This is a genomic window from Butyricimonas sp. RTP31003st1_G1_RTP31003_210430 (assembly GCF_040920905.1).
Classification (GTDB): domain Bacteria; phylum Bacteroidota; class Bacteroidia; order Bacteroidales; family Marinifilaceae; genus Butyricimonas; species Butyricimonas paravirosa.
The window spans coordinates 1-16788 of sequence record NZ_JBCOSQ010000036.1; the positions used below are offsets into that span (position 1 = coordinate 1).

The window sequence follows — 16788 nt, forward strand, 5'->3', positions numbered from 1 at the left end:
GGGTTTCAGAAGAGACTGCTTTTTCCACTGTTGCCGGTTTCAAGAAGGCCTTGAATGGTGTGTACGTGGATATGAATAGAACCGAATTGTACGGGCAGGCGCTTACTTGCGAGATGCTCGAGATTTTGGCACAGCGTTATGATATAAACCAGGAAAATAAGGACTGGACGGCCTTGATGACGTACGATTATGCCGGTTCCTACGTGTATGGCCGGGTGGAACAGATCTGGGGTAGGGCTTATAGTCTGATTGCCAACACGAATTTAATCCTGAAAAATTGTGATGAACGACGAGAGGTGTTGCCGGATGATTACTACCGGATGATCAAGGGAGAGGCACTGGCCTTGAGGGGATTTCTGCATTTTGATTTATTCCGGTTGTTCGGTCCCGTGTATGCCAAGGATTCTGCCGTGGAATCTATTCCCTATTATAAAGAGTTCGCATTGAGCGTGAATCCTTCCCTGACGGGAACGGATTTCATGAAGAATGTGATTTCGGACTTGAAGGAGGCGAAAGAGTTGTTGTCCGATGACCCGATTATCACGAACGGTGTGACGGGTGACCCGTCGGATAAGTTCAAAAAAGATAGGAATTTACGGCTGAATTACTATGCCGTGCAAGGGCTATTGTCCCGTGCTTACATGTACACGGGCGAACTGGATAGTGCTTTGGTTTACGCATTGAACGTGATTGATATTCACAAGCGTGTTTTCCCTTGGGTAAGTCGGAATAACGCGGTGATGGGTTCGGAACCGGATAAAATATTCTCGACGGAAGTTTTATTCGGACTCCAGAATAAGAACGTGGGTAGTCTTTATAATTCACTTTTTAACGGGGAATCGTTGAAAATTTCTTCTTTATTGGCCATTCGTGATAATGTTATCAACGACAGGTTTGAATATCAAGGGGAAGGGGATGTCAGGATATTGAGTTTCCTGAAAAACAAGATGACCATCGGGGGCGTGGACTACAAGTTGTTTAATAAATTTGAATCGACCCAATCGGATTCCCTTCATTCTCAAATGATGCCGATGATTCGGATCAGCGAATTGTACTTGATCGTGGCAGAAATATATAATGAAAAAGACCAGATCGATCAAGGCGAAATTTATTTTGACGAATTACGTGAAAACCGGGGGCTTTCCGGCCAGGGGGAATGGTATCCTTATTATTTAGAGGGTGCATGGTGGAAAGAGTTTATAGGAGAGGGACAATTATTCTATTATTATAAACGGCAGATGGCCGAAGAAATGTTGTCTGCTACAAGCATATATAACCCGACACCGATGAAATTAAGTAATTATGTTTTGCCGTTACCGAATGGAGAAACGAAATATAACTAAAAAAATGAGGGATTATGAAACAGGTATTTTTTATATTGTTATTCTTCACGGCATTCCTTTGTGCTTGCGAGAAGGATCTGGATACATTCGAGGGGGAAAGTGGTATATATTTTGACACGAAAGGGTTGTTGGGTGATACGGTTGTTGTGTCCTGGGGAATGAAAGCCGGTGACGTGAAAACACAGGAAATAGCATTACGTGTCATGCTTGTAGGTAACGTCGCTAGTTATGACAGGAAATTTACCGTGGATGTGGTATCGGATAAGACCGACACGATAGCCGCGGAGGAAGGTGTGGATTTTGAGTCGTTTGACAAGGAATATGTAATCCCGGCTAACGGGGCTTACGCGGATATTAATATCATGTTGAAACGAAGAGAAGGCTTGAAACTTCATAGTCGTCGTTTTACCGTGCGGCTAAACGAGACCCCGGAATTGAGTTTCATGTATAGCCGTCGTGCGGCAAAAGATTCTGTCACGTGGCGAGACGTGGATTATCAGCGCGTGATCTACATGAACGAACGATTTCCCCGACCGGGTTGGTGGTCTAGCGAAGGACAAAGCCGGTTCGGCGATTGGAGCCAGACGAAAGCGGCTTTGATTTGCGACGAGATGGGAATCGACCGGGAAGTTTGGCTCGGCATTTTAGGAGAGGGGACTTTCACGCAAGGATACCTTTCTTATGTCGGGAAATACATGCACCGTTGGTTGCAGGAGAATCCCACGAAAGACGAAGATGGCAAATTGATGGTCATGGGGCCGGATTCTCAGAATTAGTTTATTGTGTGTCATGAAGTTAAAACGAGAATTATGAAATATGTAATATACGGGTTACTTGTAACCTTACTAGGCTTTGTCAGTTCGTGCGCGGACGATAAAGGTAATTATGATTATCAGGTGATTAATGAACTTGATATTACTGGGATAGAAACAGGTATCGCATATCGTAAAATCGCTTACGTGGATACTTTGAAAATTTCTCCCGAGGTGAAAAACTTGGTCGGTACCGAAGGGGATTACACTTACGAATGGAAGTTTATCCCGTCGAATGCGGATAAGGATAAAGGGGCGGATTCAGTTAATTACGTGGTTGCCACGACGAAGGATTTGAATCTACCTGTAACCTTGAAAGCCGGGTCATACACTTGTTTCTATAACGTGAAGGATAAAGAAACGGAGATATGCTGGTCACAGAAATTTTACTTGCAGGTAACCAGTTTGACTAGCGAGGGATGGATGATACTTTGCGAGAAGGACGGCCAGTCACGTATGGATATGGTCGTGAACGTGGATGCCAGTACCGATATTATTTCACGGGATATTTGGTCTGAAAGTGATTTGGTAACGGGAAAGCCTATAAGAATGATGTATAATTTTTTAGCTAGGGGGAATGGAGACGTTATTAATTTGTTCGCTTGCGAGAAGGGGACGTATAGATTGGACCCGGTAGATATGCATGCGGGAGAAGACAATAATATTAGGTGGAACTTTGGAGCCCAACCGGAACACGTGTATGTTCGGGCATCTGAAGCTATGCTATATTTTTCCTATAAATCTGAATCCGGTAAATGGATATATCCTCCTTTGTATTGGATTGTCGTGGATGAAAAAGGTGATGTGTATTCCAATACTGTATCCACGAACGGGGGATTATTCGATTTTCCGATTAATGAAATTGATGGGGTCAAATTCGAGGCCGCTCCTTTTCTCGGGAATGCTTATCGTTACCAGGGTCAGGGAAACTTGGGAGGAACGTCGATCATGCTGTATGATAAAGCGGGACGTTTTGTCGAGATAAGAACGGGGGCGGGAAGACCTACCGTGATGAAGTTTAAGGGTGATATTCTTTTCCCTGCGGAACAGGAGGGTAAAGAAATGGTTTTGCTGCAATCCACGGTGAATAACGGGTTGACTTATGCCGTGCTGAAGGATGGAGCGGGAGATTATTATTATTACGGAATTATATTAGGCACTGAAGGGACTAATACTCAAAAGTATTACGGGAAATTGTCCGGCACGGATCTGGATAAGGCGACTCGATTTGCCTGTCACCCGATTCTCGGGGTACTTTTCTATGCGACGAAGGACCGGATTTACAAATTTGATATGAAGAACCCTAGTCAACCCGTGAAGGAGGTTTGCCATTTCCCGGGAGAGACAATCAAAGTGTTGAAATTTAATCCTTTCACGGCGATGCGTCAATATCAGGCTTGGGAAGACTTGCGTAGCGAGCATTTAGTAGTGGGAACAACGATGGACGGTGCCGATGAAGGAACGTGCGGGGTTATGCGTACTTACGAATTTGAGCCACAATGGGATAAGGCTCCTGTTAAGAAAAAGGAACACAAGAATTTAGGTAACATTATTGATATTGCTTACAAGGAGGTTCTCCTATGATAAAAATGATGAGTGGATGCCTATGCATGATGATGGTGATTCTTTGCGGGTGTCAGACGAGGTCTCAATATATAGTGAATGGTCATATTGCCGGTTACTCGGGGGAAGTATTTTTACTTTCCCCGGATACAACGGATAAACTGGACACGTTGGCCCGGGCGGATGTACGTGATGGCGTTTTTCAAATGACGGGAAACGTGAAGGAACCGACATTTGCTTGGTTGATGACCAAGGATGTGAAATTGAGAATACCTTTATTCTTGGAGAATACTTCTTTTGATGTGAACGTGAAAGGGCAACCTGCTGTTTGGAGCGTGTCCGGGGGTGATCTCCAGCAAACGCGTGTGCTTTTTAAAAATGAAGTGGAAAATGTGATAAAAGAGAAACGGGATTCTTTGGAGAAGGTGTATCAAAAATGTGTTCAGGAGAAGAATCTATTCGGGGAGTATCATATTCGGGCTCTTGCCGAAGAGTTAGATTCCATTTATGAAAGCAAGGAGAACGAGTTTATTCAAAATAATAATAACATCGTGGCTGCGAGTTTGATTTATGCGCGTTTGTTTGCTTTGAACAAGAATAAAATGTTGAGAGAAAAATACGAATTACTAGGTGATTCTGCTCGAAACACGATCCTTGGGAATATTCTTACGAAATACGTCGAAAATGGGGTCGATTTGAGGAAGGGAGCTTTATTCCCGGACTTCACCTTGCAGACACCGCAAGGCAAGCCAGTATCTTTGTATTCCGTGAAAGCTAAGGTGAAAATTATTGATTTTTGGGCTTCGTGGTGTGGTCCGTGCCGGGCAGAGAATCCTCACGTGAAGGAGTTGTACGAGAAGTATCACGACAAAGGATTAGAAGTTATCAGCGTGTCGTTGGATGATAAAAAAGATAAATGGTTGAAGGCTATCGAACAGGACGGTTTACCTTGGATTCACGTGTCTGATTTACAGGCGTGGGGAAATCCGTTGGTGAAGATGTTGGGAATACAGGGAATCCCTTATTTGATTGTTTTGGATAAGGATAATCGGATTGTCGGGACTAGATTGCGAGGAGAGCAACTGGACCGGTGTGTAATGGAAACGATACGATAAGTTTCGTGGCATGAGTGTGAACAGGGGGGTGTCAAAAGTCATTTTATTTGAAGAAACTCCTCCGTCACTTCGTGCCACCTCCTCTATAAACAGAGGAGGTGCTGGTGACTCTTGTCGAAGACAGGGAGTATTTCAACTCTCCCTCTGTTTATAGAGGGAGTACCCCGAAGGGGGGAGGGAGTTTGATAAATGACTTTTGACACACCCTCGTTTTTTCGAAAAATGCATTCTTTAGGATCTTGTTGATACTTTTCTGTGATAATTTATTACTTTTATCACGTTGTGTTTGTGTAAATATTATTTGTATGAGAAAAGTATCTTATTGTTTCCTATTTGTTTTGTTATTTTCGAATATCTATGCCCAGCGGTCAAAAGATATTCAGTGGAATCCCTCGAACGGGATGAATTTCGTGGAGTTTCTGGAGGTTTGGGAACCGGGAATCCCGGTGAGTGAGGATGATAACTTCTTTATTTCCCGGGTGAAATTGAAAGAGCGTTTTGAAAATAAAAATACCCAAGTACATCCGGAACTTACCACTGCCCGGCAATTATGCTGGTGGACGCCGATGGGTGACGGGAAAAAAGAATGGAAATCGTTTCCCCGGAATCAGTTTGAGGCGGATAATTTTAACATGTGGCAATACGTGGATATACACGGGAATTGGGGAGACGGATGGTTTCGTGTGCCGGGAGTGTTTAACGACGTGGCTCATAAAAATGGGGTGCGAACGGGATGCGTGTTGTTTATCAACTGGGCGGAACCGGTGAAAAAGGCAGGTGACCGGGTGTACGATCTCTTTTCAAAACTCATGACAAAAGATGAATACGGACGTTTCAAGTACGCGGAGAAGTTGATCCGTTTTTTGCGGTATTACGGGATTGATGGAATCGGGGTGAACCCGGAGGGGGAATGGGATACGGATGTGGCCTCTGAGGTACAGGATTTTTTCGTGGAGTTACATGTGCAGGCCGAGAAACTGGGTTTGCAAGGCTTCCATATCGACTGGTATGACAGTAATGATAGCCGGGGACGTTTAAGTTTCGGGCAGAATGCATTACAGGAGCGTAACCGGAATTGGTTCCAAAAAGGGAACCGGAGGGTAACGGATATGTTTATGTTGAATTATAATATTGATGTGTGGGGAGGAAATAACGATCCGATGGGTGAATCGGCTAGGAATGCGGTGAAGTTCGGGCGGAGTTCGTATGACGTGTATGCCGGTTTTTATCTGCGGGGCCGGGGGCTTTCCAGTTACGATTCTGAACCTCGTGCGGGGAAGGGCTGGGAGGTGTTGAAGGATAAACCCGTGTCCGTTTGCCTTTGGGGAGAACATGACCGGAATAACATTCATAATGCGTCTTACGAACATGGTAAGGAGCCGCTCGCTGTGCAACAAACTTACTTGAGAAAACTGGAATATTTTTTCACGAGTGGCACACGCAATCCGGTGAATGCTCCTGTCGTGACGAATACGATTACCACCGTGAATGAAGAGGATATGCGGCGTTTTCATGGGATCTCGACCTTTTTCCCGGCAAGAAGTACAATGCAGGAGTTACCTTTCGTGACCCGGTTTAATCTCGGGAACGGGCTTTTCTTCAATCGGGAAGGGAAGACGGAGAACGGTTACCCGTGGTATAACGTGGGGGTACAGGATTGGATGCCTTCTTGGCGTTGGTGGGTTACGGGGCATGACGGGCGGGTGCCTGCTGATGCGATTCAATGTGATTTCGTGTTTGAAGATGCTTGGTTCGGTGGATCATGCTTGAAACTACACGGGAGAACGACATATTCCAAGGTGCGTTTGTTTAAGACGAATATTCCGGTTCACGAAAAGGTGAAATTATCGTTTACGTATAAAATGAAAATGGGCGAGTACGGTAAATTGAAACTTGTATTGTCCAAGGTCGGTGCAGAAGATCAGTTTATTGAAATTCCGGTGGAAGGGAAAAATATTTCACGGGAATGGCAGACGGTGACTTGTAAATTGGGGAATTTCGGTTGGAACGAGAATGATCATGTTGCTTGTATTGGTTTGGTCGTGGAGAATACGTCGGATGCTTTCGAGATGTTTGTCGGGGAGCTGGCGTTGACGGATGCCCGGATGAAATTTAAACCCGTGAAACCGGAGATCACGAAAGCGGAAATTATTCGGACGTACGCAGATTCTTTGGATTTCAAGTTGGTATGGAACGTGATTCCGTGGGTGAATCGTGAAAAGGATATGCCCGTGATGAATGAGGCTATCGATACATGGTATTTTGAGGTATACCTGAAAGATTCGTCAAAGGCGAGACCTCGTTTAATTACGACAACTACTTCTTGGGCAGCTTATGCTTGTGGGGTTAACGTGAAAGCTATGAGCGAGGTATTGTGGTTGGGTGTTCGGGCTGTTGCCCCGGATGGGAAACGATCATCCAAGATCGTGTGGCAGGAAGTAAAGAGGTAAATGGTATATTTTAACGTAAATTTAACCTAAAATGTCGGGTATTAGAATTGATTGATGCTTATATTTGAAAACTAATTAAGTTTGTGTTTTTATATATTATTTATTGCGAAATGGAACAAGTTTACCGATTATCAATTTTATTGTGTTTAATGATCTCGGTGATGTCTTCATTTGCTCAAAAGAAGAAAGCAAATGGACGTGCCGGAGGTGAGTATGTAGTGTTGGCATCCAAGGCTGTACAACAGGATGCAGCGTGGATGCAAGTAGTTAATGCGTTAAAAGAAAAGCATGGTGCGGAGGTCTTTTTTTACGAGAAAGCGCCTCGTGAGAATCTGGCGGATCTTCAACGGGTGAAACCGCGTTACGTGGCTATCGTGGAGAAACCGGAGAATTTGAACCGGGATTACGTGATTGATATGCATCACGTGAGCCGTGAGGTGGATGAGGACATTTTTGCCGATTTCCTTTGGGGGATTATTACCGGTTATGATGCAAATGGGGCGATGAAGATGTTGGACAACAGCACGGAACCTTTGGTGATTAAGAATGCCGTGGCTACGATTACGGAATTAAAGAGTGCCAAATGGTTTGACCGTTACGCTTGGGTGGATGATCAGACACTGGGATTGTGGGGCGAGAAGACAGGCAAAGGGGAGGCCGTGAAAACGGGTAATGTCTCCGTGGATGGACGGTTGAAGAAACTCTCGGATATGTATGCTGCATGTGATCCTGACTTGGTGGTAACGGCATGGCACGCCACGGAAAAGGATTTGCAGGTGCGTTATTCCACGGGAGACATCCGGGCGAAAGACGGGAAGTTGTATTTCAATGATCATAAAACGAAGGAGACTTGGGATGTGCCGGAAAGTGGAAAACGGAAAGTGTTTTTTGCCGTGGGTAATTGTTTGATCGGTAACGTGAACAACACGAAAGAAAGTATGGCTATCGCTTGGATGAATGGTAGTAATGCTGCCACGATGATCGGTTACGTCGTGACCACTTGGCACGGGCGTAACGGTTGGGGTGGTTTGAAATACTGGTTGACCAATCCGGGACGTTATTCTTTGGCAGAGGCTGTTTACATGAACCAACAGGATTTCTTGTACCAGCAAAATCAATGGTATCCTTCTTTGATCAAGGAAAACTATAATTTTGATGGAAACGAATTCCAAATTGCAGCCCAGAAAGTTGCTAAAGCGATGAATACTCAACAACCTACCCAAGACCAGATCGGTTTCTGGCATGACCGCGATGTGTTGGCTTATTATGGTGATCCGAAATGGAATGTGCGTTTGCAGGAGATTCCGGAAGAGACTGATTTTACGGTGACTTCCAAGGTAAAAGGTAAGAAATGCATCATCACGATCAAGACGAAAGAGAACTTCAGCTTGGAACGTATGAAAGGGGATAAGTTCAAACAGGAACACGTGCTGGATTTGCCTTTCAGTTACTTCTTCCCGGAACGTTTGAATAATCCTCGTTTGGTTGCCGGACAAGACTGGAAGGCTGCCGTGGACGAGAACTTTCTGATTATTTATGATCCGGATTTCAAACCCAATATGACGTATGAAGTTGTACTGGATATAGACAAATAGTATTTGTTTGGTATATAGAAAAATAGGCTGTCCCCAAAGGCATTTTATTTCAAAAAACTCCTCCGTCACTTCGTGCCACCTCCTCTATGAACAGAGGAGGAGCTGGTGACTATTCCCGAAGACAGGGAGTATTTCAACTCTCCCTCTGTTTATAGAGGGAGTACGGCGAAGCCGGGAGGGAGTTTGAAAAATACCTTTTGGGACAGCCCATTTTTTAATGTATGTAAATTTATTGTTAATTATTGTTTACTTTTATACAATGTGGAAGTCATTTTGATTCCGATCGTCATTGTTTATTTGCCCGTATTTCAGTAGATTATCTGGTGAGTCTCGCCGTACTCTAAGGCGTAACTTATCGATAAGTTGCCGATAAGTTACCGATAAGTTACCGACGCGGACCCGTTAACTTGTTCCTGATTTGCAGGTGAGGTTCAGTGATGTTATGAGTGAGGGTACGGCGGGAGATATTATCATGTTGCGGGAAAAGATCGTCAATCAAGAAGAAGTGTTACCGGTACAAGCCCTGTATGAATAAGAAAAATTGATGTAGATCAAGTCATCCAACGCGTGGTGATGTTATCTTTGCACGATTTTTTAAGATGGGATGTATGAAACCGACTAAAACACTACGCGGACAGCTATTTAGACTGACGGGACCGATATTCGTGGAGACGTTATTGATCATGTTGCTGGGGGCAATGGATACGTTTATGCTGAGTCATTATTCGGATGATACGGTGGCGGCCGTCGGGGTGGTGAATCAATTATTGAGTCTGGTATTTCTCGTGTTCGGGGTATCGACAGTCGGGACTTCCGTGCTTTGTTCCCAGTATTTGGGGGCATCGCAACAGGCAAACGTGCGGCAGGTGATTGGTGTATCGTTGTTTTTTAATACCCTGATCGGGGTGACCACGAGCGCTTTCCTGTATTTTCGGGCAGAGGCTTTGTTAAAGATGATGGATTTGGCCCCGGAGCTGATCGATGAGGGGTTGGCCTACATGCAGATCGTGGGCGGTTTTGCCTTTTTGCAAGCTATTGCCCTAACCATGTCGGCCGTGTTGCGAAGTCACAACAAGGCATATTATCCCATGCGGGTGACCTTGTTGATGAACGTGTTGAACATCATTGGAAACTATGCCTTGATTTTCGGTAAATTCGGGTTACCGCAAATGGGTGTCGTGGGGGCAGCAATTTCGACTTCTTCCTGCCGGGCGGTGGCGTTAGCGTTATTATTGTATATCACGTTTGGCAAGGTGGTTCCTCGCTTCTCGTTCTCGTGTCTGAGACCGTTCCCGTGGGATAAGTTGAAAAACTTGTTGCATATAGGTCTTCCGGCGGCAGGGGAACAGGTGTCATATAGTTTGTCGCAAGTGGTTATTACTTATTTCACGGTTATGTTGGGTACGGCGGCACTGACGGCACGTACTTACGCGATGAATATTATCCTGTTTTCATACGTGTTTTCCATGGCCCTCGGGCAAGGGGCTGCGATCCTGATCGGGCATCTGGTCGGGGGCGAACGTACCGATGCGGCTTTTATATTACAGAAATATTGTCTGCGACTTTCGATCGTGGTTTCCATTTGCGTGGCGGTGGTCACGGCGGCTTGCAGTAAGTTTATTTTCGGGATGTTGACTTCCAACCCGGAGATCGTGTACATGGGGGTGATGATTCTTTGTATTGACATTTTGCTGGAGGTGGGACGTGCGGTGAATATCCTGTCGGTAAACGTGCTGAATGCCGTGGGGGATGTGACTTATCCCTTTATCACCGGGTTGATTGTCATGTGGGGAGTGGCGACAGCGTTGAGTTACGTGTTCGGGATCTCTTTCGGTTGGGGGCTTGCGGGAATGTGGGTGGCTTTCACGTTGGACGAGAATATCCGGGCGATTATTTTCGTGCGCCGTTGGAATAGCCGGAAATGGGTGGGTAAGTCTTTTACCCGGGTGGAGAAATTGTTAAAGCAAACCAGCTCTCACTCGGCTTAACGTTTCGGGGGTCATGCCGAGCCGGGAGGCAATGTGGATGAGGGGAGCCCGTTTGACTACTTCCGGGTGTTCCGTGGCGAGTCGGTGGTAACGTTCCCGGGCGGTCTCGAAACGACAGGCATCGGCTTTTTGCTGTGATTCGATCAGGGAGTTTTCCAGCATTTTGCAATACATGTGTTCCACCTCGTGATTCGTCCGCATAAGATCTTGTAGTTGATCGTGCGGGAAAGAATAGATAACAGAAGGTTCGAGAGCCTCGATCATCAAGTAACTCGGGGTTTGCCGGAAATAGCTTTCCAGCGAAACGAATATCCCTTTTTCATACGAGAAATGTTCCGTGAGGTCCCGCCCGTCTTTATTGTAGAACAGGCGAATCATGCCCCGGGCAACCATGCTGTAATATTTACATATCTCACCTTCCCGGAGAAAAAGGTCTCCTTTGGCCAGTTCGAAACGGACGAGAATGTTGGCCAATTTCTCGTGAGTTTCCGGGCTGAGCGGGGCGGTTTGAGCCTCGAATTGCCTAATGATTTCTTCCTTCGTGTCCATGAGGCAAAAATAGTGAAAAAATCTGTTATATTTGTGACATAAAATATCATGATCATGAAACAAGTTTTATGGATACTGCTTGCTTTCGTGCTGTTATGTGCATGTGAGGAAAAGCATTTTATGACAGATCCGGGCTACCGGAAGATGGTGGAACAGGATTTTCAGAAAAAGAAGAAGGTGTTGGAAGGTAACCCGGGTAATTTGTTTGCCGTGTTCGATTCCCCGATGAGCGTGGAGGAACGAGAGGCGCTGGTGTTTCTCTACGCTTATTCTCCGTTGATTGATCTATCTTTTTCGGGGGGAGATTTTCTGTTGAAGAACGTGCGTTGGGCATTTCAAGTGAGAGAGGCGATGCCTTGGGGGAAAGATATTCCGGAAGATATATTCCGTCATTTTGTACTTCCCGTGAGGGGTGGGAAAGAGAATCTGGACACGGCCCGTATCGTTTTCTACAAGGAACTGAAGGAACGGGTTGCGACCTGTGAGTCCATGGAAAAGGCGGCGTTGGAAGTGAATCACTGGTGTCATGAACACGTGATCTATAAACCGACCAATGCCCGGACTCGTTCACCGCTAGCCACGATGCTCACGGCTTACGGTCGTTGTGGTGAAGAGTCCATATTCACGCTGGCAGCTTTGCGGGCTGTGGGGATTCCGGCACGTCAGATATACACGCCTCGCTGGGCGCATTGTGATGATAATCACGCGTGGATTGAGGTCTGGGTGGATGGCGAGTGGAAGTACTTGGGGGCTTGTGAACCGGAACCTCGGTTGAATATCGCATGGTTCACGTTGCCCGTGCAAAGGGCGATGTACGTGGAGTCGGAGGTGTTCGGGAAATACAATGGTCAGGAAGAGATTGTTTACGTGAATAAAAGTGGTTCAGGCGTGAACGTGACTTCCCATTATACACGGACCGTTCCGACAGTAGTTCAAGTTATTGACGAGAACGGGCAGCCTGTTGAGAATGCGAAGGTGGAATATAAGATATTTAATTACGGGGAGTTTTACCCCGTGGTGACATTGTATTCCGATGTGAAGGGTGAGACTTCCCTGACGTTGGGGCAAGGAGATATTTTCGTTTGGGCAAGTAAGGGAAAGAAGTTGGGTTTTGGGGAATTGTCCGTGGAGCGGCAGGATACACTGACCGTCGTGTTGGATAAAACTGTCGGGGATTTGTTTTCAGGGGAGTGGGATTTGGTACCGCCAAGGCAACATGATATTACAGCTTTGTCAACCGATGAGGAACGGGCCGTGAATGACCGTCGTTTTGCCCGGGAAGATTCGTTACGGAATGTTTACGTGGCAACTTTCATGTCGAGGACGCAAGGCGGGGATGTAGCGATGGAGTTGGGTGTGGATACGGCACGTTTTGCCGCATATATGGTTGCGTCACGGGGAAATTATTCCGAATTGCTGCGTTTTATGCGTGAAGTGTTGCCTGAACGTCGGACATTAGCCATGAATTTGTTGGGTGTGATCGCGGAGAAGGATTTGCAGGACACTCCGGCAGACGTGTTGTTGTCTCACGTGGAAGGGGATGGCCGTGATGTGTCGAATCCCTATTTCACGGAATACATACTGAACCCGAGAGTGCAGAACGAGTTACTTACGGCTTATCGGGAACCCGTTCGGGAATTTTTGAAGAGGCATGGAATAACAGATGTTATCGGTCTGATCCAAGAAACCGGAAAAATCAAGGTTGTTGATTCTCTGTACCCCGCGAAGGTGGTAACTCCGCCGGTAGGAGTGATCCGGGCAGGGGTGACGGATGCACTTTCCCGGAATGTTTTCTTCGTGGCAGCCTGTCGTACAATGGGAATTCCGGCTCGGTTAAGCCCGATTTCGGGTAAACCGGAGTATTATCAGAACGGAACATGGCATACGGTTAATTTCATGACTGAAAAGGTAGTACCGAAAGGGGAGTTGATGTTACATTATGCTCAAAAGACGGTGAGTGACCCCAAATATTTCCTAAATTTCACGATCGGAAAGTTGGAAGATGGTCGGGTACGGACGATTGACTTGGGAAGTAATGCGGCGGTGGATATGGGTGTTGGTGCGTCATATAAAACGATCTTCACGAAACCGGTCACGCTGGAAGAGGGGGATTATCTTCTTTCAACGGGAAATAGACGGAGTGATGGGGCTGTTTTGGCAGATTTGGTATCATTCCAAGTGGAGGCTGGTAAATTGACAAATATAGATATGCTTATCCGTCCTTGCGTGGAGAAAATGGAGATTCTGGGAGTGGTCCCGACGGCGCTATCCATTGTCCCGGAGGGCAAGACAAAACCGGAGGCAATCCGTTTGCCGGAGAAGGGTTACACGGCGATAGCCTTGATCGAGGCGAATAAGGAACCGACAAATCATTTGTTGCGGGATATGAGCGGGATGAAAGATGATTTCGAGAACTTGGGTGTTCCCTTGTATTTCGTGTTTAAGGATGCGGATCATCAGGCTAAGTTTAATCGTGCGGATTTTCGGGCTTTCCCTTCCGTGATGCGGTGGGGAACGGACTTGGACGGTCGTTTGCTGAAAGGTTTGGCAGAAGGATTACGCTTGACGAACACGGAAAGCCTGCCTTTGATCGTCCTGTTGAATGCGAAGGGGGAGGTCGTTTTTGTTTCCCAAGGGTATCGTGTCGGGTTGGGTACGCAGATCATGAATATAATAAGTAGAAAGTGATAGACATTATAATAAGAGAATTTGATGAACGTGATGCGGAAACCGTGTCACGTCTGATTAGGAATAACTTGACCTTCGTGAATAGCCGGGATTATGAACCTGCGGTGATAGACTATATGTGTCGTTTGTTCACGCCTGATTATCTGTGTGGAATATCGGCTACCCGGACGATGTTCGTGGCGGAGGAAAACGGGAAGGTGGTCGGGACGGTTGGGCTGGAAGGGGATGAGGTCTGCGCCTTGTACGTGGACCCGGATGTACATGGCCGGCGGGTTGGGGAACGTTTGTTACAACGCATCGAGGATTTTGCCTTGAGTCGTCATGTCCATTTGTTGCATTTGTCGGCCAGCCTCACGGCAGTCGGTTTTTATGAAAAAATGGGGTATCGCTCCCAAGAGAAAGAGGAATCCGAGCTTTTCGGTCCTGCTTATATTATGACTAAATTATTGTAATCTTATAAAATATTTCCACATGAAAAAGGTGTTGGTTTTCTTCGTTTGCTTGTTGTTGATACAGGTGAGAGTTATGGCTCAGGATATTCAAGTGCAACCTTCTCCCCGGCAGGTCAATGTTACAGGGAAGAGTATGACGATTCCGGTTGCTTTCCGGCTCGTGGGTGAACAGGAGGCTAATCCTCATGCAATAGCTTTGTTGAAACAATTTTTGGGTGACCGTCTCGGGACGGAAGGGTTTCCCTTGTACGTGGGCGAGAAAGGTGACCGGGCCGTGCGGGGGGCAAAACGGCTGATACCCGATCATCCGGAAGGATACTACCTGTCGATTACCGATAAGGCCATCATGCTGGCCGGGAATGACGAGCGGGGAACGTATTATGCCGTGCGTACTTTCATGCAGTTGTTCCACGAGGGGCATTTACCGTTTGTTAGGATTCAGGATTACCCGGACGTACGTTTCCGGGGCGTGGTCGAGGGATTTTACGGTACGCCTTGGAGCCACGAGGCCCGTTTGAGGCAACTGCGTTTTTACGGGGAGAATAAATTAAACACGTATATTTACGGGCCGAAAGACGATCCTTTCCATAGTTCGCCCAACTGGCGGAAACCTTATCCTGCCAAGGAGGCAGCTCGTCTTGCCGAGCTGGTGAAGGTAGCAAACGAGAACGAGGTGGATTTTGTGTGGGCGATTCATCCGGGGTTAGACATTCGCTGGGAGACTTCCGACCGTGATTCATTGATGGCCAAGTTCGAGCATATGTACGATTTGGGCGTACGTTCTTTTGCTGTCTTTTTTGACGATATTTCCGGTGAGGGGGCGAAAGCCGACCGACAGGTGGAATTGTTGAATTATATTGATGACCATTTCGTGCAGGTAAAGCCCGACGTGACGCCTTTGATCGTGTGTCCAACCGAGTACAATAAAGGATGGGCACGACCGGAAAGCGGGTATCTTGCCACGATAGGTGAGAAGTTGAACCCGTCCGTGGAGGTGATGTGGACGGGAGATCGGGTGATTTCCGAGATTACTAAAGAAGGCGTGGAGTGGATTCGGGAACAAATCAAACGTCCCTCTTATATCTGGTGGAATTTCCCCGTGTCGGATTACGTGAGGGATCACCTGTTACTGGGCGAGGTGTATGGTAACGGGAAAGATATTGCCGGGAGTATTTCCGGTTTCGTGGCTAATCCCATGGAATGGGCGGAGGCATCAAAACTGGCAATATATTGCGTGGCAGACTACACGTGGAATATGCAATCGTATGATCGTTCCCGGTCATGGTACCGGGCTATTCGGGCCATCATGCCGGAGAACGTGGAGGCCTTTACCGTTTTCGCCCGTCATAATTCCGATCTGGGAGAGAACGTGCATCGTTTCCGTCGGGAAGAATCTGTGGAAATTCAACCCGTGGCCGAGCGTTTCATAAAGGGGTATCGGGAAGGACATTATGATGAGCGGGATTTTCTTGCTTTGCAGGACGAGTTCGAGCGTGTGGCAGAGGCTGCCGATTTGTTGTTGATTGACCGGGAAAACGAGGCGTTGATTGAAGAAATTACCCCGTGGTTGTATCAGTTCAAGATATTGGGAGATGCCGGGCAGGAGGCTTTGTCCATGATTAAAGCCGGGGAACGTGGTGATCGTGAACTTTTCCTGCGGAAGTATAATCACGTTAAAGCCTTGCGCAAGAGAAGTTACGAGCTGGAAAGACAATTTAATCAGAATCCTTACCAGCCGGGCGTGAAGACCGGGACGACAGTACTTCAACCGTTGGTGCTGGATGTTTTCACGGAGGCCACGGAACGGTTTAATCGTCAGAACGGGACGGATTTGCCTTTGTTAGCCGATTATTCACCTTGTAAGTTGACCACGAACGTGCCTCAACTGGAACATCTGCCTTTACAAGTATATCCCAGTCGGGTTCATTTGACCCCTTTGCTGGAAGTCGTGAAATGGCCGGCCGGGGGGTACCTGCAATTGGAACTTGATGATGCCTACCGGATTCCCGGTACCCGTTTGAATTTTGACGTGAAAGGTGATCTTTCCTGGGGTGTCATGGAAGTTTCTGCTGATGGTGAGACGTGGCAGACCGTGACGTTGACCCGTGACGCTCGCGGCCGTCTGAACGGCAAATGGGAGGATACTCCCGTGAAGTTCGTCCGTTTCACGAACACGGGAGAGGGAGAACAACAGGTGTATTTACGGGAGTTCTACGTGGTGTTCAGTTTGTGA

At 46.8% G+C, this 16788-nt stretch carries 11 protein-coding genes; 10 read left to right on the top strand and 1 reads right to left on the bottom strand.

What is annotated here, in order from left to right:
- The 7 genes from AB5542_RS12125 to AB5542_RS12155 all read left to right on the top strand — a co-directional run.
- Positions 1–1343: RagB/SusD family nutrient uptake outer membrane protein (locus tag AB5542_RS12125; RefSeq protein ID WP_368243094.1), on the top strand; the 1343-nt coding region annotated here is incomplete at its 5' end.
- Between the two features lie 14 nt (positions 1344–1357).
- A complete protein-coding gene (locus AB5542_RS12130; RefSeq protein ID WP_270543650.1) occupies positions 1358–2119 on the top strand; it encodes a DUF4843 domain-containing protein in 762 nt (253 codons plus the stop codon).
- 33 nt (positions 2120–2152) lie between these two features.
- A complete protein-coding gene (locus AB5542_RS12135) occupies positions 2153–3739 on the top strand; it encodes a PKD-like family lipoprotein (RefSeq protein WP_279039165.1) in 1587 nt (528 codons plus the stop codon).
- Complete coding sequence (locus AB5542_RS12140; protein ID WP_288215235.1) at positions 3736–4833, top strand: TlpA disulfide reductase family protein; 1098 nt, start codon at positions 3736–3738, stop codon at positions 4831–4833. The genes AB5542_RS12135 and AB5542_RS12140 overlap by 4 nt, the downstream gene beginning before the upstream one ends.
- Before the next feature lie 305 nt (positions 4834–5138).
- The gene (locus AB5542_RS12145; protein ID WP_279039169.1) at positions 5139–7283 is read left to right on the top strand and encodes an endo-beta-N-acetylglucosaminidase; all 2145 of its coding nucleotides are present in this window, start codon (positions 5139–5141) and stop codon (positions 7281–7283) included.
- A 161-nt stretch (positions 7284–7444) separates the two neighbouring features.
- Entirely contained in the window at positions 7445–8878 is a 1434-nt protein-coding gene (locus AB5542_RS12150; RefSeq protein ID WP_279039171.1) for a hypothetical protein, read from the top strand.
- A 599-nt stretch (positions 8879–9477) separates the two neighbouring features.
- Positions 9478–10866: an MATE family efflux transporter gene (locus AB5542_RS12155; RefSeq protein ID WP_279039174.1), complete on the top strand. Its 1389-nt coding sequence runs from the start codon at positions 9478–9480 to the stop codon at positions 10864–10866.
- On the opposite strand, the gene AB5542_RS12160 is transcribed toward AB5542_RS12155, so the two are convergent.
- The gene (locus tag AB5542_RS12160) at positions 10837–11415 is read right to left on the bottom strand and encodes a Crp/Fnr family transcriptional regulator (protein WP_270543645.1); all 579 of its coding nucleotides are present in this window, start codon (positions 11413–11415) and stop codon (positions 10837–10839) included. The genes AB5542_RS12155 and AB5542_RS12160 overlap by 30 nt on opposite strands.
- A 54-nt stretch (positions 11416–11469) precedes the next feature.
- Here AB5542_RS12160 and AB5542_RS12165 point away from each other — a divergent pair, with 54 nt between their 5' ends.
- The 3 genes from AB5542_RS12165 to AB5542_RS12175 are packed head-to-tail and all read left to right on the top strand — an operon-like array spanning position 11470 to position 16788.
- Positions 11470–14103: a transglutaminase-like domain-containing protein gene (locus AB5542_RS12165; RefSeq protein WP_279039177.1), complete on the top strand. Its 2634-nt coding sequence runs from the start codon at positions 11470–11472 to the stop codon at positions 14101–14103.
- Entirely contained in the window at positions 14100–14555 is a 456-nt protein-coding gene (locus tag AB5542_RS12170; RefSeq protein WP_279039180.1) for a GNAT family N-acetyltransferase, read from the top strand. The genes AB5542_RS12165 and AB5542_RS12170 overlap by 4 nt, the downstream gene beginning before the upstream one ends.
- 19 nt (positions 14556–14574) lie before the next feature.
- A complete protein-coding gene (locus tag AB5542_RS12175) occupies positions 14575–16788 on the top strand; it encodes a beta-N-acetylglucosaminidase (protein WP_279039183.1) in 2214 nt (737 codons plus the stop codon).

Bases quoted from the DNA above. Each gene is read 5' to 3' on its own strand.
- AB5542_RS12130 (WP_270543650.1), top strand. From the start codon at position 1,358: ATGAAACAGGTATTTTTTATATTGTTATTCTTCACGGCATTCCTTTGT.
- AB5542_RS12145 (WP_279039169.1), top strand. From the start codon at position 5,139: ATGAGAAAAGTATCTTATTGTTTCCTATTTGTTTTGTTATTTTCGAAT.
- AB5542_RS12165 (WP_279039177.1), top strand. From the start codon at position 11,470: ATGAAACAAGTTTTATGGATACTGCTTGCTTTCGTGCTGTTATGTGCA.
- AB5542_RS12135 (WP_279039165.1), top strand. From the start codon at position 2,153: ATGAAATATGTAATATACGGGTTACTTGTAACCTTACTAGGCTTTGTC.
- AB5542_RS12175 (WP_279039183.1), top strand. From the start codon at position 14,575: ATGAAAAAGGTGTTGGTTTTCTTCGTTTGCTTGTTGTTGATACAGGTG.
- AB5542_RS12150 (WP_279039171.1), top strand. From the start codon at position 7,445: ATGTCTTCATTTGCTCAAAAGAAGAAAGCAAATGGACGTGCCGGAGGT.
- AB5542_RS12155 (WP_279039174.1), top strand. From the start codon at position 9,478: ATGGGATGTATGAAACCGACTAAAACACTACGCGGACAGCTATTTAGA.
- AB5542_RS12160 (WP_270543645.1), bottom strand. From the start codon at position 11,415: ATGGACACGAAGGAAGAAATCATTAGGCAATTCGAGGCTCAAACCGCC.
- AB5542_RS12140 (WP_288215235.1), top strand. From the start codon at position 3,736: ATGATAAAAATGATGAGTGGATGCCTATGCATGATGATGGTGATTCTT.